This is a genomic window from Streptomyces acidicola, from assembly GCF_009377235.1.
In the GTDB taxonomy this organism is placed as follows: Bacteria; Actinomycetota; Actinomycetes; order Streptomycetales; family Streptomycetaceae; genus Streptomyces; species Streptomyces acidicola.
Map to the genome: position 1 here is coordinate 1 of NZ_VMNX01000086.1, position 23,553 is coordinate 23,553.

Here is a 23,553-nt window from a genome sequence, read left to right on the forward strand (position 1 = left end):
GTTCTGGCGGGGGTGTGTACGTTGACATGGCTTGCGGCCGGGTACCAGTCATTTCCGGGGATTTCCTGTCTGCCAATGGCGAACTGGAAAGAAGGCGGACAAATTTGCCCTCGCACGTAGGGGCCAGCCCCCTCGTTCTGCCTGAGTACGGAGGGGGCAGACGGCATGACGACGAGCGAGTAAACCGCGTTCCTTCATGCGTCTCTGGCTGCACGCCCGTCTTTTTGATTGCTGCTGTCACTGCCCGCTCCGTATCCTGCTGGGCAACGCGTTGACGGAGACGAGTATCCGCAGATCACGCGAGCAGAGAGAGCCGCTGGAAGCTGGGAAGGCGGTCTCGCGTCCCGTGGTGAAGACCCTCCTGAGCGCGGGGAGGAACGACCCCCGTCTGGTGGTCCAATGCCCCGCCGGCCAGCCCCCGTCACTGGGCCTGAACGAGGTCGCCACCATGTGGCGGCGAAAGTGCGGTGGTACCGCGAGTTGCCCTTCTCGCCCGCACTCCCAAGGGATCATGACGACGTCCTTCGGAGGACCGAATGATCCACAGCCGCGTACCCGTCTCCGACCTGCGAGAACACGTTGGCCGTACCGTTTCCGTCTGCGGATGGGTGAACACACTCCGCCTGCAGCGCCAAATGCAGTTCGTCATCGTGCGCGACCACACCGGCATGGTGCAGGTGATCCACAAGCGCGACAACGGGCCGCTGGAGGCCCAACTCGAAGCTCTCACCCCCGAGTCCGCAGTCAAGATCACAGGGCGCGTCGTCGACGCAGCCCAGGTCAAGCTCGGTGGCCTCGAAATCGTCCCCGAGGCTGTCGAGGTTCTGAACCCGGCCGCGACGCCGCTGCCCATCGACGAGCACACAGGGCTGGAGCAGAGGATGGACTGGCGCTTCCTGGACGTGCGTCGCCGTCCTGCCACTCAGCTCCTGTTCGCCGTGCAGACCACCCTGGAGCAGGGCATGCGCGAGTACGTCTACGCCCAGGGCGCCACCGAGATGCACACCCCCAAGCTCATGGGCACCGCCTCGGAGTCCGGCGCGGAGGTCTTCGAGGTCGGCTACTTCGGCCGCAGCGCCTACCTGGCGCAGTCGCCGCAGTTCTACAAACAGATGGCGATCGCGGCCGGCATCGACAAGGTCTTCGAGATCGGGCCGGTCTTCCGCGCCGAGCCGTCGTTCACCTCCCGGCACGCCACCGAGTTCACCGGCGTTGACGTGGAGCTGGCCTGGATCGACGGCGTCGAGGACGTGATGGCGTTCGAGGAGCAGATGCTCGTCCACGCGATCGCCAAGGTCGCCGACGCGCACGGCGAAGCGATCGCCGAGCACTTCGGCGTCAAGGTCACCGTGCCCACGGCACCCTTCCCCCGCGTCTCCATGGCCGACGCGCACGAGATCCTGCGTAAGGGTGGCTGGGACCCGGCAGGGGTGAAGGAAGACCTGGACCCGGAGGGCGAGCGGAGCATCTCGGCCCACATCAAGGAGGCCACCGGGCATGAGTTCGTGTTCCTCACGCACTATCCGGTCGGTATTCGGCCCTTCTACCACATGCGGTCGGCCGACGACCCGAGCGTGACCCTGAGCTTCGACCTGCTGTGGAAGGGTTTGGAGGTCACCACCGGCGCGCAGCGCGAGCATCGGTACGACGTGCTGCTGCAGCAGGCCGCCGAGAAGGGCATGAGCCTTGAGCCGATGCAGGACTACTTGAACGTGTTCCGGTACGGATGCCCGCCCCACGGTGGCCTCGGCATGGGTCTCGGGCGGGTGCTGATGGTGATGCTCGGCCTGGACTCTATCCGCCAAGCCAGCTTCCTCTTCCGAGGGCCGAACCGGCTCACCCCGTAGCCAGCCGCACGGACAATCTGGGCTTGAGCAGTATCCAGCGCCTCCTCCAACAGAACCGATCCGCCCCGCCCCCGGCCCCTTCGGGCGGCGGGCTCGGACGAACCGATCAGGTCGCCCATCTCGCGCAGCTGCTCCACGCTCAGGCCGAACGCGGGATGGACGGCCTGGGCAGAGTTCAGATACGGCAGGACGGTGGTAGAGGCCCTGCAGTCGAGTTCTGAAGTGGCTGCCGGTATCGCCTGTACCTCGGCAACGGGCACCTCTCGCCGCACCACTGCTACGGTCGCGTCCATGGCGCTCTCGGTCTCCACGGGTCAGGCTGTCGACCTTCGCGTACAGCCGGTTGACGAGGTTCTTGCTCGCGTCGAGCGGTCTCTCCAAGTGGGGCTGCTCCCGGGCACGATGGTACGTAAGCGCCGATCCGTGGGGGCCAGAACAGACCGCGACACCTGGGTACGGATCGAGCGGCGCCTGCTCGACAAGATCTCCGACCAGGGGTGGAACGGGACTGAGAGTGCCGCCCGCCTGAGGGGCATCGCCCAGCCCGAATGGCACGGAAGTGTCGTCTGGCGGGCCACGGACGGGCCGGTGATGTGGCGAGCCGACGAAACCGATCTCCTGCCAGGGGCTCCTGTCGGAAACGCCATCCCGAGTGAAGCCCCGGAACTGCCGGACGACTGGTGGTGCGCACTGAACGCGTCGTTGGACGCGCTGGCGAAACAGAGCACGAGGCGGGTCGCCACGCCGGACACCGAGACCGTCACCCAGGCCCTCGTCACCGAGTCTGTCCGTGGTGTTTTCTCCGGCGATTTCGATACGACCATCGAGCAGTGGGTGCCGGCCCACGCGGACTTGAACTGGGCCAACATGACGGCTCCAGTGTTCAGTCTCTTCGACTGGGAGGACTGGGGTAACGCGCCGCTGGGGCTGGACTCGGCCTCGCTGTGGGCGAGTTCCCTTGCTGTCCCGGCTCTGGCCGATCGTGTATGGCACGAGCGCCGGTCCGACTTCGAGAGCCGGGACGGCAAGGTGATGACGCTGTTCGCCTGCTCGAAGATCCTCGGGCCGTACGCGCACCCGGAAGACCCTCGGCTCGAACCCGCCCGGCGCATGGCCGAGCAGGTCATCAAGGAGCTTCAGGCTGGCTGATCGTGTGAACGGTCTCGCAGGAGACTCCGGTACTCCTGGACCGTTCGTTCCTCGACTTCGCCGACCAGGGCGCCGACGAGTTCGCCCAGATGGGCGGGCTCATCAGTGCCCACAGCCACAGTGCCGACCCTCGGCAGGTGGTAGGCGGCTATGAACGCCGCCTGCATGCAGGAGAGTTGACGTCTGTTACCGAGGAAGACGCGGGGGTCGATCCTGGCCCACACCGAGTCGCTGGTGCTGCCGCCGAAGGGGCTCATGCCCCATACCTCGCTGGGGTCCAGGTCCCACGCCTTGATGAGGGCGTCCGCGGCGTCCAGCGTTCTGACTCCGACGAGTAGGCCGGCGCGGACCATGAGGGTCGCTGGCCTCGATACGGTCAGGCCGATCAGTTCCACCAGGGATGAGGGATCCCAGGAGGCGATGCCCCAGGCGGCGCACAGGCCCTTGCTCATGGCGTCATCGAGGGCAGCGCACGCTTCTGTCAGCACCTCCTGGCCATGCGGGCCGGCCTCGCGGAGCGAGTGTTCCGGGTTGTGCAGGAACACTAGATCCGGCTCCTGCCCCAGGTCCCCTACCGCCTGTTCCACGGCCGCGTGCAGCCGTACAGGATCCAGGGAATGCTCCACACCGTCCGGTCCCGGAAAGTAGCCCACCTTCGTGGAAACGGTGAACTTCGGCAGCAGGTCTCCGGCCGTCTGCGCCAGGATCTGATGAGAACGGAAGCCGAGGTAGTTGGTGCTGGTGTCGAGTGCCGTAACTCCAAGGTCGAGCGCCCCGGTCAGGAGCCGGCGTTCGTGACGAGACCGGTGTAGCCCGAGAACAACTCGGGGGTCAGCACCGCGCACAGCTCCTCCTCCACCAGGATCTCAGCGACCTCCGCCACCTCGGCTCCGACGACGGCCGCGGCCTGTTCCAGCGCGACCGGCTTGCCGCTGAGCAGCAGACGTAGGGCGGGCAGGGCTTTAGCCGCGAGGGTGAGCTTCTTCCCCGAGGCCACGACGTCGATGGTCTCTCCGCGCTCTTGAAGCTGGGGCGGGAAATGGGTGGTGCACACCACGGCGTCGAGCGGCCCGAGTACGTCGAGGAACGGCACGTGCCGAGGCAGGGTCGTCGCCTGCTCGTACGCGTCGAAGAAGTCGGCCGGCGGACGCTCGCTGACCAGCTGGGCGGCGGCCTCGGTCAGCGCGGTGATGCCGGTTCCGTGCCAGCGGTCGAGGTCGTGGCGGAAGATCTCGTGTTCGCGGCACCAGTCGGCCAGCCAGGCGAGCCAGCTCGCCCCTGTGCGCTTGGTGATGCCGAACGTGACGTGAAGGCTCTTGCCGGAGCCGCTGCCGGTCCGTGTCGCCTGGTGCCAGTGGCCCCGGGGGATGTGCATGACGTCGCCGGTCCGCATCAGACCGGACCAGATGATGTCGTCGCTCGGAGTGCTGTTGGGGTCGGCGTCCCGGTACATCGGGACCGGACGGGAGGTCGCGCGGACCTCCCACTCCTTCTCACCCGCCAGCTGGACGATGACGACATCGTGGTCGTCCCAGTGCAGGGGGAAGCCGGAGGCGTCGTTCGTCGTCAGGTATGCGTTGACCTGGACTCGCTCGCGGGACCACCACTGCAGGGCCCGGCAGGCGACCTCCATCGTCGGGTCGAAGACGTTGGCCTGGTCCATGATCACCGTCGCGCCTTCGCCCAGGAGCCTGCCCAGGCTGCGCATGTTGACCATGGAGATGCTCTGGCCGCGGGGGCTGACGCTGTCGGTGTAGTAGATGGCCGGATGGACCTCTTCACCCTTCTGGAAGCACCGGAACTGCGGGCGGTTCAGGCTCCTGCGCATCGCGACGTCGAGCAGGCGGTTCGGGGTCATGATGCGGGAGACGAGTGCGGGGTCGTCCATGCTCCCGCGTACGAAGTCCTTGCCCAGCTCCTCGGCTCCACTCCAGCCGAGCGCTGCCTCGATGGCGCTGATCAACCGGTGTTCCATCGTGCGTCCTCCATGGGTTCGACCACTGATGCGGACACGGTGAGGGCCGGCGCGGCCGACCACGCCGGCCCTCACCGCTTGGTGCCTACTCGCTGTCGTGCAGGTTGCCGTCGCCACCCGGCCACGGCGCGTCGCCGGAACTACCCTGGTTGTCCGACCGGAGGCTGTCGTACCGGTCGTGGACGGCGGTCAGCTCTTGCACCGCCACCAGGAGGCCGCTCCGGGCCGGAGGCGGTGTCGTGGGCTCTGCCACCTCGTACTCCTTCCTCTTCGGTTCTCCCGTCAGGGCTCCGACGGGAGGTCTATGGCCGCCCCACGGCCGTGGGAGACGTGGGGCGGCGGTCATTGGCAGCTCGCTGAGCGGCAGTCCGGCGCCAGGGACAGGGCAGGTCAGCGGTGGTTCGGCAGGCCGCCGACGTCCACGCGCATGTTGATCTCCAGAACGCGCTGGTCCAGCTCATACAGACAGGCACGGCACGCGTAGAGAGCCGCGTGCATGCCGCTCGACCGGACGGGCCCGATCCACGTCACTTCGACGTCGTCACGTCCGCACCACAGCCAGCACTCGCCTCGCGCCTGCCACTCGTGGCGGTCCCATAGCGCGCAGTCAGTGGGCTCTCTGGTGACGGGGTCGATGTCTCGGCGGGTGGGCCGGAAGACCACGTCGGGATCAGGAAGCGGATTCGCTCGTAAGGTGTGCCGTCCCATCACGCGACCGCCAGAGTGAGCGACTCGGGCTCAGCTACCACGCCGCGCTTCGGCCGTAGCGCGAATAGCCTGCGCAGAACGGCAGCTCGGATGGCGGGCGCCGCTTTGGGAAGCGCGATCTCCGCCCATACGCGTTTGCCCTGGCCGACGGGTTCCCAGGCACACCGCGAAGCCAGAAGCTCGACGAGCGCCAGGCCGCGCCCGCTCTCGTCGTCGGCCTGGGCACAACTCATCTGCGGAGCAGCAGGGTTGTCGTCGAGTACGTCGATCACCAGGCGGCCGGGCCGGTGGTACAGCGTGACGGTGACGGGCCCTTCCCCATGGACCACGGCATTGCTGACGAGCTCGGAGGCGACGAGACGGATGGCGTCAGCCGCGTCGTCGTTCAACGGCACACCCCACGCACGCACCTTGTCGACGACCGTGCGCCGGGCGAGGGAAACTTCCCTCTCCTCACCCGCGAGGACGAACCGATGGGCAAGGGTGGGCATGGCTGACGCCTCCGAGGAGTTGGAGAGCGGCTCCGTCCCCGACGGGGAAACAGGGGCGGAGCCGCCGATCTGAGAACCGTTCCGGAAGCTGCACCCTGCGCGGGCTCCGTGGACGGCTGATATTCAGTCAACGGCCCCAGCCAGCAAGGCGGAACGTTTCTAGGGGGTTCCTCCTGGGGACGCCCTCCCCGTATGCGGCCACGCGAAGTAGCCTCCCCACTACGCCTTGAGGGGATGACGGGAGTGATGACATGCCTGGTGAGCCGTTGGCGCTCCACCCGCTGAGTTTCCTCCGCCAGACGCGTGGATGGGGGAAGGCCGAGTTCGCCCGGCTCATGCAGGCGCACGGGCGGTCGCTCGGAATCCCGCTCGCGACCAACCGGACCACCGTGTGGAAGTGGGAACAGGGGCAGGAGCCGGACGCGGATGCCCAGCGCGTACTCGCCGACCTGCTGCGCGTCCCGTACGAGCAGGCACGGAGGGAAGGCTGGCCCCGGTGGCTGCCGGTCTGGGAGGTCACGGGGCTCACCGCCCCGTGGACCGAGGCCGGTACCGTTGAGGCGTTGTCCGAACTCGTGGGGAGTGGCCGCATGGACCGCCGGGGCTTTCTCACCATCACCGGCGTCGCCCTCACGGGTCTCGCGGCGAGCTGGGTGGACGCGCCGTCCGCCTTCGCGTCGGCCCTGGGCGGGGATCAGGTCACGGACACGATGGTCTCGACGATCGAGCAGCGCATCAGCACGCTCCGCACCCTCGACGACCAGCTCGGCGGCGCCACACTCCTGGAGCAGGCGCGCGGCGATCTCGCCCTCGTCACCGGCCTCCTGAGCACCGGCAGGTACACGGAGAGCATCCGAATCCGTCTCTACGCCCTGGCGGCCCGGGTGTCGCACCTGACCGGCTGGATGGCTTACGACGCGGGGCTTCGGTCCGCCGGCCAGCGCTACTACGTCGGGGCCCTGCGCAGCGCCCGTACCGCTGGAGACGACGCGTTCGGTGCCTTCATCCTCGCGGAGATGGGCGTTCACGTCTCCGAGGCCGGACGGACCGCCGAGCGCGTCGCCCTCATCTCCACCGCCATCGACAACGCCCCTCGCCCCCTGTCGCCGTACACCCAGTCCTTCCTCTACCTGCACAAGGCCGAGGCGCTGTCCCGCGACGGCGACCACGCGAAGGCCGGAACAGCGCTCAATCGCGCGGTGTCCCACTGGGAGCGCCACACGACGGAGGAAAACCCGGACTGGCTCAACTGGTTCGGCGAGGCCCAACTGAAGTCGACCGAGGGCAAGGTCCTGCTGCGGTCCGGGCAGGTGGAGCGCGCCACGAGTTCCCTGGAGACCTCCGTGAAGAGCGCGGCTCCCCGGGACAAGGCCGTACGCTCCAGCCGCCTGGCCGAGGCCCGGCTCGCCGGCGGCGACCTGGACGGGGCGCTCGACGCCGCCAACTACGGCACGGAACTCCTGGAGAGCCGCGTCAGTTCCGTACGGGCGCTGGACCGCCTGAAGGAGTTCTCCGCACACCTCGAACCGCGCAAGTCCGTCCCTGCTGTCCGTGAGTTCCGCGAGCGCCTTCAGGCCGTGCCCGTCGCGGCGTGACCGTCACCTCTCGGGTTGCGAGGCCGAGCCCGCCCCCTCAGAGCAGGCTGTCGTAGTGCCAGGATGGACGGCATGACGACGATCCATGGTGAGGTCGCGGCTGGGTTCGAACCGGTGCGTGAGGCGTTCGCGGCGAACTTCGCCCAACACGGGGACATCGGCGCGGCGGTGTGCGTCTACCAGTACGGCCAACCGGTGGTGGACCTGTGGGGAGGCGTCGCCGACCTTGAGACCGGTCGTCCGTGGACACGGGACACGCTGCAGCTCGTCTACTCGGCGACCAAGGGGGCGACCGCGACCGCGGCACACATGCTGGCCGAGCGCGGTGCGCTGGACCTGGACGCGCCGGTGGCGAAGTACTGGCCGGAGTTCGCCGCGAACGGCAAGGCGGACATCCCGGTGCGCTGGCTGCTGTCCCATCAGGCCGGATTGATCACACTGGACCAACCCGTCCCACTGGACGAGGCGTTGGCCTGGCACCCGATGGCAGCCGCACTAGCCGCTCAGCGTCCCCAGTGGACTCTGGGTACAGCGCACGGCTACCACGGCCGAACCTGGGGCTGGCTCGTCGGCGAAGTGATCCGCCGGGTATCCGGCCGGACACCGGGCCGCTTCGTCGCCGACGAGATCGCCGCACCCCTCGGACTGGACTTCTTCATCGGACTTCCGGCGGATCAACGCAGCCGGGTCAGCCGCATGGTGTACCAGCGACCAGCCGTCGACCTCACCACCGTGCCCGCCGAGTTGGTTCCCGAGGAACTCCGCGAACAGGTTGCCGCCTGGCGGGATCCGGAGTCGTTCAGCAACCGGGCGTACGCGGTCACCGATCCCGCCGCGATCGACTTCGACGCGCCCGAGGTGCAGGCCGCGGAACTCCCGGCCTCCAATGGCATCGGCACCGCACACGCACTGGCACGCATGTACGCCGCGCTGATCGGCGAGGTGGACGGCGTGCGCCTGCTGACCTCGGAGACCCTGGCCTCGGCGGTCAAGGAGCAGGCCAGTGGGAAGGACCAGGTGATGCTGATCCCGAGCCGGTTCAGCTCCGGGTACATGCTGCCTACCGAGACCAACCCCATGATCGGGCCGAACTCTTTCGGTCACACAGGCAGAGGCGGCTCACTTGGTTTCGCCGACCCGGAGCAGGGCATCGCCTTCGGCTATGCGATGAACAACATCATCGGGGGCCTCGACGACCTGCGTGCGACGTCACTGGTCGACGCGGTGCGAAAGTCGCTGACGTAACAGCTGGCATCGCTGTGGCCCCAAGATCCGGAACGGCTCGCCAGCCACGTCGGTGTACGTCGTCACGGTGCGCGGCGGCTACGCCGCCAACCGCCGAGTCCCAGTCGAGGTGGCGGCCGACGGAGTGGAGGCGATGCCGATGACCTCGACCTGGACGCCCCATGTTTCGAGCGTCCTCGCCGTCTGCACCAAAGTGACCTGTGAGAACGGGAACAGGGTGTCCGCGGTGAGGTCGGTGCCGTCCTTCAGCAGGATCGCGAAGACGACCTTCGAAGGCCGAAAGTCTTCCGGTACACCGTGCCCTTGCCGGGCCGCCGCCACCTTCTCGGCGAACCGTTCCCTGCCCTCCGGGGAGTTCCGTAGCGTCTGTACGGCGACGAGCGCCTGACTGAAGAGATGGCTCAGTGCGTCGGAGCCCTTGGCTCGCTTCACCATGACCAGGACATCGTCCGGGCTCAGCAGGTCGCAGATCTCCACGCCGTTCCCGCGGTGCAACGCGGTCTGGACGTTGTCGCGGTCGAAGCAGACGTACCCGGGCCGCTGGTCCGGCACGGACGCGTTGTAGGTGCGTTCCTTCTCCCCGAGCACCCACGGGGGTAGGTCGACGGACGGGGTGTCGGTGATCAGCCGCTCGGCGTGCGAGCGGATCGCCTTCAGATACTCCTGGTCGATCTCGTACCAGTGTTCGTCCATCAGGAAGAACCGGCGGGAGTCGAGAAACACCTCCGCCTCGATCCAGCGGAGCGCGCTGGACGTCCAGATTTCATCGGCCCGGTCGGCGCGACCATGCCGATAGAGGGTGACGGTTCCTTCCCGGAGCGCGGCCACGCGGCTGCCCGCACGCTGGATGCGCGCGCGGCAGAGGACGTACTCAAGGTCGAAGTCGTCGGTCGACCGGCCAGCCACGTCGCTGTTGATCCTGGCCTTGAACGCTCTGGCGGCCATGTAGTCGTCCCAACGGTCGGCGGGGACAGCGACGCTGATTCTCCCGTCGGGCTCCTGTCCCAGAAGGTCGTCGAGGACAGCCTCCAGGCGGGTGACAAGGTTGAGATCGTCGACGGGCACGACGTGTTCGACGAACTCCAGCTCCGGACTGGGCTTCTCCTCGCGCAGCACGCGGGCGATCGCACGGATGTCGGCGATCAGGTCGACGCCCTCCACACCGAGCCGCATGCGCAGGCCGGCGCCACCCTCGGCACTGGAGATCTTCCCCGGGTTGTCCCGGGAGATGGTGAGCGGGATGTTGTCCAGGTGGCCGCCGAGGCGGCGCACGATCTGGGCGTGTTCGACGATGCCCAGGCTCCACACCGAGGCCCCGCTCGGGATCAGGGTGATGTCGGTGCGCCCTCCGCCCGGGGTGTGCGACACCAGGTCCCGGATCTTCGCGGGGTCCACTCGGCGGGACGCGAAGCTCAGGCCGAAGCGGTGGTCCTTCAGACGGTCGGGCACCAGGCGGAAGCCCTGGTCGTAACCGATGGCGTACACGTCACCGTCGACGGCCAGCATCAGCAGGCCGGCCGAGCGGTTTACCGGCCGCGACACCTCTATACCCGTTGTACGGAAGATCTCGTCGCACCAGCTCGCCACGGGCTGCTCGAAACTGCCGGTGACCAGGACCGCCGGTACACCGAGGTTCTCGGGGACGTCGAAGTCCGCGTGGACCCTTTCCAACTGGTCCGCGTCCAGGGCGTCGAACATCGCGTCGGCAGTGGGAGGCACGCCCCTGAGTCGGTACAGGGTTCGCTTGGACGTACGGGCCGTCATGGTGCTGCTCCTCGTTCCGCTCTTTGTGGACGGCGGCGATAACCGCCCTCGTGGTTTCGTTCTCATGCGTGTCTCCACCCGGCAGCGCCTCTCCCGGCGTCGATGCGGATCAGAGGGCCAGCAGGGCGACGAGCGCCGCGACTTCGGTGTGCCATGCGCGGACCTGGTCCTCCGTGGGACCGATCTCGTACTGGTGGTAGTGGCATCCCAGGCAGAGCTGGCTCCACACGGCCTTCGCGCGGCGGGCCGCTCCTGCTTCGGCGCAACCGCGGAGCCAGAGGAACGCGGCCCGCTGGGTGCCCTCCCGGATCGCGCGAGGCGCCCGGTGGGCGGTGAGGCGGTCGGCGACCGCGCTCTCCAGCGCGACCCGGAGGGCGAAGGCTGCACCTCGACACCGGCTCGCCGTGGCGGCAGTGGACGTGGCAGGCTTGCCGGTGTCCGTGAGCAGCAGGTCGGCGGTGTCGAGCAGCTGGCGAATCGTCTGGTTCACGGCCCCTCCTCGGGCTTGCGTACCGTCAGGGCGACGGCCTTGATGTCGTCCACGAACCGCTGGGGGTCCGGCATCGAGGTGCCCGCCGGGTGGGCGCCCTCCTGGCACTGCCGGACAACGTCCACCGCCTTGGAGCCGCACCGCCTGCGCAGCTCGCAGTAGACGTCACTGGCCCTCTTCGTCGGATCTCCGAAGAGCCCCAGGGCGGCGATGTCCATCAGCGTGACGGCCCCCGCGACGGTCTTCTCCGCCTCGTGTTCGGCCGTCCCCGCCCGGTGCAGCCGCAGCCACGCGGCCTCGGAGAAGGCCCGTTCCAGGACGGCGCGGCAGAGGCTGGGCAGCACATGGGTCATCGCGACCGGCGGGAGGTTTCGCGTGCGGATGAGAGCGCGTGCGTCGGCCAGTGCCTGACCGACCGGATCGGTCACCCGGTTCACGGTCACCACGGACCGGCCCGCCCGCTCCACCTCCAGTACGGTCACCGGGAGTTCCTGGTTGATGAAGGCCCGCTGGAGTCGCGTGTCGTGGGTGAAGACCACGACCTGCCGGGTCTCCCCGAGGTCGTGCAGCACCTTCGCGAGGCCGTGGACCTTGGCGGGATCCATGGACTGCACCGGGTCGTCGACGACGACGAACCCGAAGGGGCTGTCCGGCGCGGCGGCGCGCGGCAGGAAGAGCGAGAGCGCGAGGGAGTGCAGTTCGCCCTGGCTCATGACGCCGAGGGCCGCCGCCTCGGTGCCGTCGACGGACACGTCCATCACCAGCTTGCGCACGGTGGCCTTCTCGCTGCCGGTCAGGCGTACGGAACGCAGGTCCACGTTGCTCTGCTGGCGCAGTTCCTCCCAGATCCGCTGCGAGTGGTCCTCGAACGGCCGCAGCCGTTCCTCGCGCAGCTCGGCACGCGCCTCCTTGAGCCACTTACGGGCCGCCCTGATCTGGCACAGCCGGGGCCTGCCGGCGTACGCGGGCCGGGCCCGGTCGAGCCAGCCCGCGAGGCGGGTGACACAGGAGCGCCACTCCTCGTCGAGCTTCTCCAGCTCCCGCAGGGCCTCCTCGCGCAGCGCGGCGCAGGCGTCGGCGAGGACGAGCGCGGCGGTCTCGGCGCGGGCGGCGAGCCGCTCGGCGTCATCGATCGCCCGGCACGCCTGCCACTCCTCCCACGGGTCCACGAGCGGGGCGGGCAGCCACGCAGGGACCGGCGTGACGAGGTAGCGGACGGCGTCCATCGCGTCCCGCAGTCCGGTGCGGGCCTCCCGCGCGGTCGCGGCCTCCCGTCGCAGGGTCGCCACCTGCTCGGCTGCCCGCTCGGCCCACGCCTCGTCGAGCGCCCGGTCGGACCCGCACACCGGGCAGGTGTCCTCGTCCTCGTGCCGACGGCTGTGCTCCAGGGCCTTGGCCAGCAGTTCCGCGCGCTGGTGGGCGTCCTCGGCGCCCGAGGCACGTACGTCGTCGAGTACGGCGACGGCCTCGCGCAGCCGGTCCACGGCCGCGCCGACCACGCCGAGGTCCGGTCCGGCCAGGGCGGCGGTCGTCCGCAGTTCCCGAAGACGACCCTCGTCCGCGTCGGGCAGCGAGGTCACGAGGGCGTCGAGCTCGACGAAGTCGGGGTCGCCCACCTTGCCGACGACCGCGAGCGCGCGTACCGCCCGCGGGTCGTCCAGCACGGACAACGCCTCGACGAGTACGGGACGTTCCGCCTCGGCCTGCTTCAGCGCGGAGTCGAGCGCCTTCTCGATGCCCTGGAGCCGCTCGTCCGCGTCGGTCAGTTCGCGGAGTCCGAGGATGGCGGCGACCGAGTCGTACTGCTCGCTGGGCCTGCCGTTGAGGACCTTGTCGAGATCCGCGTACGACAGAAAGGGGCTGTAGTCGTTCAGGGCCCGTTCCCAACCGATGCCGGCGAAGGGCCGACGGCCGTGGCCCGGCCGTCTGAACTCGACCTCAGGGGCGGTGACGTCGTCGCCGGGCCAGGTGCACGTCAGAGTGGACAGCCGGGGGTCGCCCGCGATGGCGAGGCGGACCTCGACCTTCGGGTCGGCACCGTCGTGCAGGTTGCGCCAGTGTCGGCGCCACACCTCGCCCCGCTGCTTGTCCAGGCGGGCGGTCCGGCCCGTGAGCGCCGTCTCGGCGCCCTCGGCGAAGCTGGACTTCCCTGAGCCGTTACGTCCCACGACGAGGGTGACGCCGGGCTTCGCGGTCAGCGGCAGACGCGCCTTGCGGCCGATGCCGCGAAAGCCGTTGATGCTGATGGAGTCGAGGAACACCCGCTGGTCCGGGTGCGGAGCGGCGGGGGTGCCGGAGGACTCCGTCGCGGTGGCGCTCAGTACCTCTCGCAGGAGTTCCCGGGGTGCCTCGGCGAGCGCCGAGCTTTCGAGGCGGGCGGTCAGGCGGGAGAGCGTCGAGGAGGAGCCTCGGCGGTGATCGACCTGATGATCGGATGCGTTCGGCTCGTTCTGTGCGGGGTGTTCCGTCATGGTGCTCTCCGCCCTCCGTGGTCGGTTCCGGGGCCGGGCTCGTGCGGTGGGCGAGAGGAGTGAGTCTCTCGCTTTGCGCGAGCCCGGTGTGACAGAACCGACGGTAGAGGCGGAGAAGTTCTTGAATCCAAAATTTCAGCGATAACCCTAGTTATCGAGAATTACACTCTCAAATGAACTGAATGCTGCCGGGACTGCCAAGCCAAAGACCGACTCCCTGTGGCTGGCTGAGCCGATGACTGGGTGTGCGGTCCACCTGCAGGTGGGAGGCTTGATGTGGCACGATGCGAAATCCGGTGCCAAGAGGAGGTGGGGCATGGTCGACAGGTTCAGCGACGGGCTGCTGACGCCCGCAGAGACCGCCTCCTACCTTGAGATTCCGCAGTCGACCCTCACCTCGTGGCTGAAGGGCAAGGCCGCCGGAGCGCCACTGGTCCACCAGGTCGAGCCGGTACGGAGGGGGCAGCCTTCGGTGCCGTTCATCGCGGTGGCCGAGGCACACGTTCTTCGTTCGCTGCGTTCCCTTGGGCTTCGCATGAGCGAGATCAGGGAGGCCGCCGCCGCCGTACGGGACGCCTTCGACACCCCCTATGGCCTTGTGTCGAAGCGGATCGCCACGGACGGCGTGGACATCTTCATCGAGCATGGTTGGGGAGACCTCCGCAGAGCCCGTGACGGCCAGGTCCCCATCCACGAAGTGGTCTCCGACTATCTCCGATACCTCACCTGGGAGCCGGGCGACGACTTCCCCTCCAGCCTGCAGCTGAGGCAGTATCCGGACTCCGTCCCCGTCGTGATCGATCCGAGGTTCGGCCACGGTCTCCCCGTGGTGGCCGCCAACCGTGTGACGGTTCAGGCCATCACCGACCTGTGGGAGGCCGGGGAGACCGTCGAGGACATCGCGTACGACTACGACATGACGCCTGCACAAGTGGACGCGCTCTGCCGGGCCGTGGTGCACCTTGCCGCCTGAGTTCTTCCTCGACCGGAACCTCGGTCGCCGTGTCGCGGAGGGGCTGAGGGCTTGCGGGTGGACGGTTCACCGCATCGGGGACGTCTTTCCTGACGACGGGCAGGACGTTCCGGACGAGGAGTGGATCACTTACGGTCTCGACCGGTCCTGGGTCCCGCTGTCGAAGGACGGGCGGATCAAGACCCGGGATCTTGAGATCCAGCCCGTCCTGGAGCGCGAGGCGGTGCTGTTCTACCTGGACAACCAGCAGCTTCGAAGCGCTGAGATGGTCGAGAGGCTCGTCGCACGTCGTGATGCCATCCACCGAGCCGTTAAGAAGGGCGGCCCGGCGGCCTACGCCGTACGGCACGACCGTATTGAGCGCACCTGGCCCTGACGGGAGGGTGCCCCTGGTGGAGCCCTCCCGTAGACGTTGCTACTTCGCAGCGGGTGCCCAGAGGGCGGCCACGATCTCCATCTGCTTGAGGACCAGGTCGATCGCCTCGCGTTCCTCCTCCGGCGGGTAGTCGAACATCGCCAGCACGCGGCGGATACGGGTGCGGAGCTTCGCCCGGACGGGTTCGCGGGAGAGCCAGTCGACGGAGAGGTTCTTCTGGATGTCCTTGACGAGGGCACGGGCGATCTTGGCGAGGGTGTCGTCGCCGCCCTCCATCACCTCGGCCATGTCACGGTGTGCAACGGCGTCGTAGAAGGCCAGCTCGGCGTGGGTCAGCGGCGGGTCGAACCTCTCGCCGCGGCGGGCCTCCGCCGACACCTCCCGTGCCAGGGCGGCGAGTTCAGCAATGACCTGGGCGCTGGTGAGCTGCTGAAGCATGTACCGCTTCATCAAGTCGTTCAGGCGCTCGGTGAAGCTCTCGTTGCGGACGACGTTGTGCTTGGTCACCTCGCGCATCTTTTGCTGGATCATGCGGCGCAGGGCCTCGGTGACCAGGTGCGGGGTCTCGGAGTTCTCCAGCTTGCGCAGCTGCGCCTCGTTGAGGCGGGTGATGTCCAGCCGGCCGATGCCGGCCTCCGCGTACAGGTCGGTGATCTCGTCCGCGTCGACGACCGAGGCTGCTAGTGCTTGTAGGTAACGCTGGACCTCGGCGCTGAGCGGCTCCCCACTCGCCTCACGCTGGGCGGCGTCGAGCTTGATCATCCAGGCTCGAACCTCGCTGAAGAAGGAGATGTCACGACGCCAGTCGTCCAGGTCCTCGCAGCGCTCGGCGATCTCCTTGCTCATCGCGCAGACACGGTAGAAACGGTCCAGCCTGGCGGCGCTGTCCTTGAAGCGGACGGAGAGTGGCTTGGCGGGGGGCTCGACCTTGTTGCCCGGGTTCTTCGGGTCGCGCAGAAAGTCGGCGGTCAGGCGCAGCGCGCGCTTGCGGGTGTCGGGCCGGCTGGTGTCGGCAAGCCATTCCTTCCAACGGCTCCCGGCCAGCAGCCCCTTGATGGTGGCCAGCTCGTTCTTGACCTCGGTGACGGCCCGTTCGATGTCCGCGCCGAGGGTCTGGTCCTTGCGGTCCTGGTCCGAGTACTCGCGCAGGGCCTTGGTGAGGTTTTCGGTGAGCGGCGCATAGCCGACGAGCAGGCCGTCCTGTTTGCCGCGGAAACGGCGGTTGACGCGGGCGAGCGCCTGCATCAGGTTGGCGCCCTGCATCGGGCGGTCCATGTACAGGGTGTGGATGGGCGGCGCGTCGTAGCCGGTGAGCAGCATCGAGTGGACGATGAGCAGTTCCAGCTCGTCGTCGGGGTCCTTGGCGCGCTTCTGGACGACCTTCTGCTGGGACTTGCGCAGCGAGTGCTTGCGCATGTGCTCGGGGTCGGAGCGGTCGCCGTGGAAGACGATCTTCATGACGCCCTTGTCGACCTCGTCGCTGACCCAGCCGGGCCGCCGCTTGGCCAGCGCGTCGAAGACCCGTACGCAGATCTCACGGGTCGCGCACACGATCATCGCCTTGCCCGGGGCGCCGATGTCGGGCTTGACCAGCTCGCGGCGCTGCTCCCAGTGGGCGATCAGGTCGTCGGCGAGCTTCGCTATGCGGTCCTCGGAGCCGTAGATGGTGTTCATCGTCGTGGCGTACTGGATGGCGCGGCGGCGTTCGGCGTCGTCCATGCCCTCGGTGAGCGTGTTGGCCTGCTCGTCGAGCGTGTTCGGGTCGACGCCCTTGGGCAGATCGACCTTGATGACACGTGGCTCGTGGAAGACGCGGACCGTGGCTCCGTCGTCCACGGCGCGCTTCAGGTCGTAGATGTCGATGTACTCGCCGAAGACGGCACGGGTGTCGGCCTCGGCCTTCGAGATCGGCGTACCGGTGAAGGCGAGCAGGGTGGCGTAGGGCAGGGCGTCGCGCAGGTGGCGGGCGTAGCCGTCGAGGCTGTCGTAGTGCGAGCGGTGCGCCTCGTCGACGATGACGAGAATGTTGCGGCGCTCAGAGAGGAGAGGGTGCGACTTGCCGGCGTCCTTCTCCTCCTTGCTCAGGCCGAACTTCTGGAGGGTGGTGAAGACGATCCCGCCGACGTTGCGCCGCGTCAGCTCGGTACGCAACTCCTCGCGCGTGTCGATCTGGTGGGCCTTTTGCCCGAGCAGGGTCTCGCTGTCGAGGAAGGTGTCGTAGAGCTGGTCGTCGAGGTCGTTGCGGTCGGTGATGACGACGATGGTGGGGTTGTTGAGGGCCGGGTGGCGGGCAACGAGCGCCGCCGTCTCCACCATCTCCTCCGACTTGCCCGCGCCTTGCGTGTGCCAGACGACGCCGGCTTGGCCGTTCGTCCGCGACGCCTCGACGACGGCGTCCACCGCCTTGTTCACCGCGAAGTACTGGTGCGGCTTCGCGATGCGCTTGCCGGAGAGGGGCTCGCCCGGCTTGGGAGGGGGGAAGTTGACGAAGTTGCGGGTGAGAGAGAGAAACCGGTCCTGCGTGAACAGGCCGTGCAGGGCCAGGTTCAGCGCGTCGAGGCCGTCGTAGCCGGGCTCGTTGGTATCGACGCGCTCGCCCTCGTGGTCGACGTTCCAGGGGGCGAAGTGCTCGTACGGCGTGAACGCTGTGCCGTACTTGGCGGTTATGCCGTCCGAGACGAGGCAGAGGACGTTGTAGCGGAACGCGATCGGGAACTCCGAGACGTATGTCTGGAGTTGGGCGTGCGCCGACTTGAGGGTCGCGTTCTCGTCGGACGCGCTCTTGAGTTCGACGACGGCGAGGGGGAGGCCGTTGACGTACAGGACGATGTCGAAGCGACGGTGGCTGCCGTCGGTGTCCCTGACCGTGACCTGGTTGACGGCGAGGTAGCTGTTCGCGTCGGGGTCCGTGAAGTCGACGAGGCGGACGGTGGGGGTCTGCTCGGCGCCGAACTCGTCGGTGTAGGTGAGGCGGATACCGGTGGTCAGGTACTCGTGGGCCTGCTTGTTCTCCGGGTACGCCTCGCGGGAGGCGGGGTCGGTGGCGATGCGCGTCGCCTCGTGGACGGCGGTGGAGGTCAGCTCCGGGTTCAGCTTCCCGATGGCTGATTGGAGCTCGTCGTGGAGGATCAGGTCGTCCCAGTCTCGGCGGTGGCCGGTGCCGGGGGCTAGGTCTTTGCCAGCTTTGACCTCCCAGGCGAGTTGGGCGAGTTCGTCTAGGGCCAAGTGCTCCCAGGTGGCCTCGGTCATCTTGGCGTCTAGGTGGGCCGGGGTGGGGTGGGGTGCGGTGGAGCCCTCGTGGTCACGGTCACTGCCACTAGTCATACGGCGTCCTCCACGATCTTCTCGGCATCACGGACACGGAGCTTGCCAGACATCAGGTGGGGGAGAAGGTTGTCGCGGAGGGCGGCGAGGGCACGGCTCTCGTTCGCGGTCTGCGTCACACGGGAATGCAGCAAATCCAGCTTGACTGACAGACGCTCACGCTCGCCCTCGGCAGGCAGCGGGATGTGCCAGCCGGGCATCTCCTTAAGCGGCAGCCGATCGACCGTCGCACCATGGATTGTGCGACGCTTGATCTCCTCCTGGAACCCGGCGCTGAGATATGCGTGCAACAGCAGCGCACCACTGACGGACTCCGACTTACTACGCAGCAACCCCATCCGCCGCCCCAGGCTGCTCCGGACACCAGATGGCATGAGGGCCGCATCTCCGAGCCGGGTCTCGTACGAGAACAGCACGTCTCCGGCCTGAGGCTGTACACGACGAGTCCAGCGTGGGAAATCTCCCTCTGAAAGGTGTGCCGACTCCGCGAGGTCCAGGTAGCCGTTCTTTAGGCTACTGATACTTAGAAACCAAGGTCCGGACTCAGTTTTCTGGGGGGTGGCATGAGGGCCATCAAAAAGTGCGGCAAGGTCGCCGATTCGTTCAGGCTCACAGGTCGTACTTGCGGCCTCGTAACAGGCGCGTGCAAGGCTGAGCGCAGCATCCCGGATGCGCTCGTTGACCGCGATCTTGCCATCCAGGGCCCCGAGCACTCTCACAAGGGCTGACTGTTCCCAAAGAGGAGGGACAGGAATCGGGAAACGTTCAATTTGCCCTTTAGTAAGAGCATTTCGAGTCGCCCCCGAACTCAACGACAGCATGAACGACTTATATTCCGGCTGCACCAGGAACTTCTGGAGAAAGAGCGGATTGATCTCGCCAGTGGCACGGATGATAGCCACATGCTGGTTGACGCGAGCAGGAAGCAGTTCGGGATCAACGACAGAACATCGCGCGATGGAGTCACCGGTGATGTTCAATAGCACGTCGCCTTCACGGACTTCGACACCTGCGAGCGATGAAGCCGCTTCATCGTCAATGAAGACTAGTCCGCTCATAGCCGTTCTATTATCTAGTACGTTCTGTGAGCGGATAAATGATGTCCCGCGGGGCAAATAAACTTCTCTTCCGCCCCGCGGTGTCGCGCCCGATCCGATTTTTTCCGTGAGCTCCTTTAGGGGGCGAACCGCCCAAGCCGGCGGCGACGCCAGTGGCCACTCAAACATGCATTCCCCCCAGCTCCTCCCGTACCATGACGTCCAGCCGCGCCGACTCATCCAGCTGCTCGAACAGTTCCTTAGTCAGCCGCGCGATCCGCTCCCCCACCGGCTCCGCGTCCGGGTCCTCCTCGGCCTCCGCTGCCCCCACATACCGCCCCGGCGTCAGCACATAGTCGTTGTCCTCGATCTCCTCCAGCGTTGCGCTGTAGCAGTACCCGGGCACGTCCTCGTACGAAAGCCCCTTGTCCCTCGCCGACTTGGTTCCCCGCCACGCGTGATACGTGTCGGAGATCTTCTCCAGGTCCTCCTCTGCGAGGATCCGCTCCGTGCGGTCGACCATCGTGCCCATCGCACGGGCGTCGATGAACAGCACCCGGCTCCGTCGGTCCTCCAACGCCTTCGCGCCCTGGGGGGACTTGTCCTTCGTCAGGAACCAAAGGCACGCCGGAATCGCGGTTGTACGGAACAGGTTGGTCGGCAGGACGATCATGCAGGAAACCAGATCCGCCTCGACCATCGCGGCGCGGATCTCTCCCTCCCCCGACTTCTTGGACGCCATAGACCCGTTGGAGAGGACTACGCCCGCGCTGCCTCGGTCCCCCAGCTTCGACACAATGTGCTGGAGCCAGGCGTAGTTGGCGTTCGACTGGGGCGGGGTGCCGTACCGCCACCGCCGGTCGTCCGACTTCCTCGCCCAGTCGGACATGTTGAACGGCGGGTTGGCCATGACGAAGTCGGCCTTCAGGTCAGGCAACTTGTCGTCCGCGAACGTGTCCGCCCAGCGGTCGCCGACGCCCTTGGGGTCCATGCCGTGGATGGCGAGGTTCATCTTCGCCAGGCGCCATGTGCGCTCGTTGGCCTCTTGGCCGTACACCGCGATGTCGTGCGTGTGGTCCTTGCCGCGCCGCTTCGCGACGAACTTGCCGCTCTGCACGAACATGCCGCCCGAGCCGCACGCCGGGTCGTACACCCGCCCCTCGTACGGCTCCAGCACCTCGACGATCAGGCGGACCACGCTCGCCGGCGTGTAGAACTCGCCGGCCCGCTTGCCCTCGGCGCGGGCGAACTTCTCCAGGAAGTACTCGTACGTCTCGCCCAGCACGTCCTGCGCCGGGCGATCGCCGTGGCCCGTGAAGCGAGCATCACTGATGAGGTCGACGAGTTCCTTCAGGCGCTTTTGGTCGACGTTGTCGCGGTTGAAGATCTTCGGGAGGACGCCGGTGAGGGTCTTGTTGGCCTTCATCACCTCGTCCATGGCCTCGTCGAGGAGCTTGCCGACGCCGCCCTCCGCGCTGGCCGCGTTCTCGGAGATGTGGTCCCAGCGGGCGGTCGGGGGCACCCAGAAGACGTTCTTCTCTGTGTACTCGTCCTTCTCCTCCAGGAAGGCAGCCCGGCGGTGCTCGGGGATCTGTGCCAGCTCGGGGTCGGCGGCCAGCTCCTCGCGTCGCTCGGCGAAGGCGTCGGAGACGTACTTCAGGAAGACCAGGCCGAGCACGAATTCCTTGTACTGGGCGGCGTCCATAGAGCCGCGGAGCTTGTCCGCGGCCTTCCACAGGATGTCCTGGATCTCCTTGGTGCTGGAGACACTGAGCAGTTCGCCCTGTCCGGCGGCTGCCGCGGCTCGCTTGCGGGGAGGCATCGTTCCTTCTTCCGACTCGTCTGTGTGTGGGTCTGGATGGGTTAAGTACCGTTGGTGGTTCGGGTTTCGCCGAGGGTGAGGGTGCCGTCAGCCAAGCCCGCGATCGTCACGCGGCGGGCCTCGGCGAGCGCGTCGGACTGCGCGCGCAGCAGGCGTTCCCGGCGTTCGGTCTCGGCGAGGAGGGCGTCGAACCGCAGGACCTCGTCCGGGTCGAGGTCAGGGAGCTGGTAGTCCTCGATACGGCGGGCGGGACGTACGGCGCTGGGGCTGCGGGCGGTGCCACGGGCCGCGCCGAGCAGGGCCGCCAGGACCTGGGGGGTGAGCGGACGAGTGGCGCCGGCGTTGACCCGGAGGATGCGGGCCGGGAACGCGACGACTGAGAAGCCGTCGTGGTCGACGTACACGCCGAGGCGGGGCGCGAGGGTGTAGACGACGTCGCCGGGCTCGGTGAGCGCCGCCCGTTCGTACGCCGTCGCCAGCAGCAGACGGTCGATGCGGCGGTCGCCCACGGGCCGTTCGCCGGTGATCTCCTCGGGTCCCAGGACGTTGTGGTGGCCGTCCCGGGTGAGGTGCTTCTCGTCGATACGGTGGCCGGGGAGGCGGGTCACCCTGCGTGCGGTGATCAGCTTGCCGAGGGTGGTGCGCCTGGGCAGGCGACCGACCCTGCGCATTACGGCCCCGCAGTAAGAGCCTCGCTCGTCCTCGTACGCCCGGGTGTCCGCTGTCGCACGCTCCAGGCGGGCCTCAGCCTCGGCGATCAGGGCGGGGCGTTCGGTGACCTTGTCCGACCAGATCGCGGAGGCCGTTGGCGCGGGCGGGGTCAGCGGACCGCCGAAGGCCCGGTCTAGGTCGGCGATGGGGACCACACGGCCGTAGCGTGGGTCGTGACCGTCGAGTCCTCGGAAGCCTTCAGCCCGCCAGAGGAGGACATCCTCGGCGAGCCGCATGCGCACACCCGGCGTGAGCTGTTCGGCGCTGATGTCGGCCAGTAAGACCAGGCCCTCCGCCTCCCGGACAGGACCGCGTGTGAGCGTCCACAGCGCGGGACGGTAGCCGGGGCGGAAAGGCAGGACCCCGCCGGGAAGCGCGATGACCGACTCGACGATGTTCTCGCGCAGGAGAGCCGAGCGGAGCTGGGCGGCCTCCGTGCTCTTCAGTTCGTCGACGAGCGCGTCGGCCGGTCCGAGGACGAGGGCCGTGCAGCCGGGGCGGAGGAGGTAGGCGACGCGTTCGAGTTCCGTCAGGGCGGCGAGAACCGAGCGGTCCTCGCCAGGGCGGTACGGGAGCTGAGTGACGACGATGTCCGGGTCCGCGAAGCGTTCCTCCAGGTCGGAGCCGGTTTGCACGTCCAGGTCGAGTTCGCTTACGCCCGCCAGCAGGAAGCGGCGACGGGTGATGCGGGTGAGCCGGTCATCAGGGTCGGCGGCGAGGACGGTGACGCGGTCGCGGTCCTCCGTGTCGTCGAGAAGCGCGGCGAGCAGGTCGCCGGCGCGGGCGTGCGGGTCGGCGAGGGTGAGAGACTCGCCTCGCTCAAGGCGGGCGCGGAGGTCGGTGAGCTGGGTGAGCAGGCTCCGCAGCTCCGGGGTGACCGCGTCGGCGGTGAGGGAGTCCAGGCCGAGCCGGGAGCGGGCGGCGAGGAGCCACTCGTACGCGCCGCGCTCGTCGTAGGCGGACTCGACCAGGTCCTCGGTGAGGCGGGCGAGCGGGGCCGCCGTGGCGTCGATCGAGCGAAGCTCGCGGAGTACGAAATCGTCCTCGGCGTCGATCCGTTCGGCTCGGCGCAGCAGCGCGGACCAGAGGGCCTCGTCCGCTTCGGCGTCGTCGGGAGGGGAGGCGTTCGCGCGGTCGTCGGCCAGTGGCCGGCCGCCGAGCCGGCGCAGGCACAGCAGGCTGCCGAGCGTCTCGACCAGCTGCCACGGCGTAAAGCGGTCTCGCAGCGCGATGATGCCGAAAAGGGCCAGCTCGGATCGGAGCTCCTGCGGGGCGGCGTTGCCCAGGCCGGTTGCGATCAGCCAGTCCGTCACCTGTGCGCCGTCGAACAGAGGGCGTCCCGAGTTCTCGGACACCGCTGCTGGGAAGTCCGGGTGGCGTCGGCGCCAGGTGGACACGACAGGGCGCTTCACCCGGGCGAACGTCGCGATGTCGGACATCGATACCAGGAGAGGTAGCGGCCTGGGGGAGTGGAGTGCCGGGTCCGGCAGACCAGTGATCACGGTGCGCATCCCTCCCCCGCTCCTCTATCGTCACATCAGCTGCTTCGGCCCTCAGGCCGGGCCTTGTCTTGCG

General features: G+C 68.0%; 18 protein-coding genes. 6 read left to right on the forward strand and 12 right to left on the reverse strand.

Translation table 11 applies throughout. From position 1 onward, the window contains the following. Positions 1 to 536: 536 nt before the first annotated feature. Together aspS and FPZ41_RS22355 are read left to right on the forward strand one after the other, a co-directional pair. The gene (gene aspS, locus FPZ41_RS22345) at positions 537 to 1,847 is read left to right on the forward strand and encodes an aspartate--tRNA(Asn) ligase (protein WP_152865269.1); all 1,311 of its coding nucleotides are present in this window, start codon (positions 537 to 539) and stop codon (positions 1,845 to 1,847) included. 291 nt (positions 1,848 to 2,138) lie between these two features. After that, entirely contained in the window at positions 2,139 to 2,996 is an 858-nt protein-coding gene (locus FPZ41_RS22355; RefSeq protein WP_152865270.1) for a hypothetical protein, read from the forward strand. On the opposite strand, the gene FPZ41_RS22360 is transcribed toward FPZ41_RS22355, so the two are convergent. From FPZ41_RS22360 to FPZ41_RS48535, 5 genes are all read right to left on the reverse strand, one after another. After that, positions 2,984 to 3,841, reverse strand: coding sequence for an aldo/keto reductase (locus FPZ41_RS22360; RefSeq protein WP_322620568.1), 858 nt, complete (start codon positions 3,839 to 3,841; stop codon positions 2,984 to 2,986). The genes FPZ41_RS22355 and FPZ41_RS22360 overlap by 13 nt on opposite strands. Further along, complete coding sequence (locus tag FPZ41_RS22365; protein ID WP_152865271.1) at positions 3,775 to 4,971, reverse strand: JmjC domain-containing protein; 1,197 nt, start codon at positions 4,969 to 4,971, stop codon at positions 3,775 to 3,777. Before FPZ41_RS22365 ends, FPZ41_RS22360 begins: the two co-directional genes overlap by 67 nt. An 85-nt stretch (positions 4,972 to 5,056) precedes the next feature. Further along, a complete protein-coding gene (locus tag FPZ41_RS47210) occupies positions 5,057 to 5,224 on the reverse strand; it encodes a hypothetical protein (RefSeq protein WP_167307964.1) in 168 nt (55 codons plus the stop codon). A 137-nt stretch (positions 5,225 to 5,361) separates the two neighbouring features. Beyond that, the gene (locus FPZ41_RS48530) at positions 5,362 to 5,502 is read right to left on the reverse strand and encodes a hypothetical protein (RefSeq protein ID WP_228022903.1); all 141 of its coding nucleotides are present in this window, start codon (positions 5,500 to 5,502) and stop codon (positions 5,362 to 5,364) included. 176 nt (positions 5,503 to 5,678) lie between these two features. Beyond that, positions 5,679 to 6,170, reverse strand: a complete 492-nt coding sequence (locus FPZ41_RS48535) for an ATP-binding protein (RefSeq protein WP_152865275.1) — start codon at positions 6,168 to 6,170, stop codon at positions 5,679 to 5,681. A gap of 251 nt (positions 6,171 to 6,421) precedes the next feature. On the opposite strand from FPZ41_RS48535, the gene FPZ41_RS22380 reads away from it, so the two are divergent. Together FPZ41_RS22380 and FPZ41_RS22385 are read left to right on the forward strand one after the other, a co-directional pair. Next, entirely contained in the window at positions 6,422 to 7,765 is a 1,344-nt protein-coding gene (locus FPZ41_RS22380) for a transcriptional regulator (RefSeq protein WP_152865277.1), read from the forward strand. A 72-nt stretch (positions 7,766 to 7,837) separates the two neighbouring features. Continuing rightward, complete coding sequence (locus FPZ41_RS22385) at positions 7,838 to 9,010, forward strand: serine hydrolase domain-containing protein (protein WP_152865279.1); 1,173 nt, start codon at positions 7,838 to 7,840, stop codon at positions 9,008 to 9,010. A gap of 78 nt (positions 9,011 to 9,088) precedes the next feature. Here FPZ41_RS22385 and FPZ41_RS22390 read toward each other — a convergent pair whose 3' ends face one another. The 3 genes from FPZ41_RS22390 to FPZ41_RS22400 form a co-directional block, all read right to left on the reverse strand. Next, positions 9,089 to 10,774: a TIGR04141 family sporadically distributed protein gene (locus FPZ41_RS22390; RefSeq protein WP_228022904.1), complete on the reverse strand. Its 1,686-nt coding sequence runs from the start codon at positions 10,772 to 10,774 to the stop codon at positions 9,089 to 9,091. 109 nt (positions 10,775 to 10,883) lie between these two features. After that, complete coding sequence (locus FPZ41_RS22395) at positions 10,884 to 11,264, reverse strand: hypothetical protein (protein WP_322620569.1); 381 nt, start codon at positions 11,262 to 11,264, stop codon at positions 10,884 to 10,886. Further along, complete coding sequence (locus FPZ41_RS22400) at positions 11,261 to 13,735, reverse strand: AAA family ATPase (protein ID WP_152865283.1); 2,475 nt, start codon at positions 13,733 to 13,735, stop codon at positions 11,261 to 11,263. The genes FPZ41_RS22395 and FPZ41_RS22400 overlap by 4 nt, the downstream gene beginning before the upstream one ends. A 316-nt stretch (positions 13,736 to 14,051) precedes the next feature. On the opposite strand from FPZ41_RS22400, the gene FPZ41_RS22405 reads away from it, so the two are divergent. Further along, entirely contained in the window at positions 14,052 to 14,708 is a 657-nt protein-coding gene (locus FPZ41_RS22405) for a DUF433 domain-containing protein (RefSeq protein WP_152865285.1), read from the forward strand. After that, positions 14,698 to 15,084 (forward strand): PIN-like domain-containing protein, encoded by a 387-nt coding sequence (locus FPZ41_RS22410; protein ID WP_152865287.1) that lies wholly within the window; start codon positions 14,698 to 14,700, stop codon positions 15,082 to 15,084. Before FPZ41_RS22405 ends, FPZ41_RS22410 begins: the two co-directional genes overlap by 11 nt. Positions 15,085 to 15,123: 39 nt before the next feature. Here FPZ41_RS22410 and FPZ41_RS22415 read toward each other — a convergent pair whose 3' ends face one another. Genes FPZ41_RS22415 through FPZ41_RS22430 form a run of 4 tightly spaced genes read right to left on the reverse strand, consistent with a single transcriptional unit; the run spans position 15,124 to position 23,489 of the window. Further along, on the reverse strand, positions 15,124 to 18,408 hold the full coding sequence (locus FPZ41_RS22415) for a type I restriction endonuclease subunit R (RefSeq protein ID WP_152865289.1): 3,285 nt from the start codon (positions 18,406 to 18,408) through the stop codon (positions 15,124 to 15,126). After that, a complete protein-coding gene (locus FPZ41_RS48540) occupies positions 18,405 to 19,685 on the reverse strand; it encodes a restriction endonuclease subunit S (RefSeq protein ID WP_322620570.1) in 1,281 nt (426 codons plus the stop codon). Before FPZ41_RS48540 ends, FPZ41_RS22415 begins: the two co-directional genes overlap by 4 nt. Further along, positions 19,627 to 21,267 carry a class I SAM-dependent DNA methyltransferase gene (locus tag FPZ41_RS22425; protein ID WP_152865291.1) on the reverse strand — a complete coding sequence of 547 codons (1,641 nt, stop codon included), beginning with the start codon at positions 21,265 to 21,267 and terminating at the stop codon, positions 19,627 to 19,629. Before FPZ41_RS22425 ends, FPZ41_RS48540 begins: the two co-directional genes overlap by 59 nt. Positions 21,268 to 21,308: 41 nt before the next feature. Beyond that, positions 21,309 to 23,489 (reverse strand): hypothetical protein, encoded by a 2,181-nt coding sequence (locus tag FPZ41_RS22430; RefSeq protein WP_228022906.1) that lies wholly within the window; start codon positions 23,487 to 23,489, stop codon positions 21,309 to 21,311. Positions 23,490 to 23,553 lie beyond the last annotated feature (64 nt).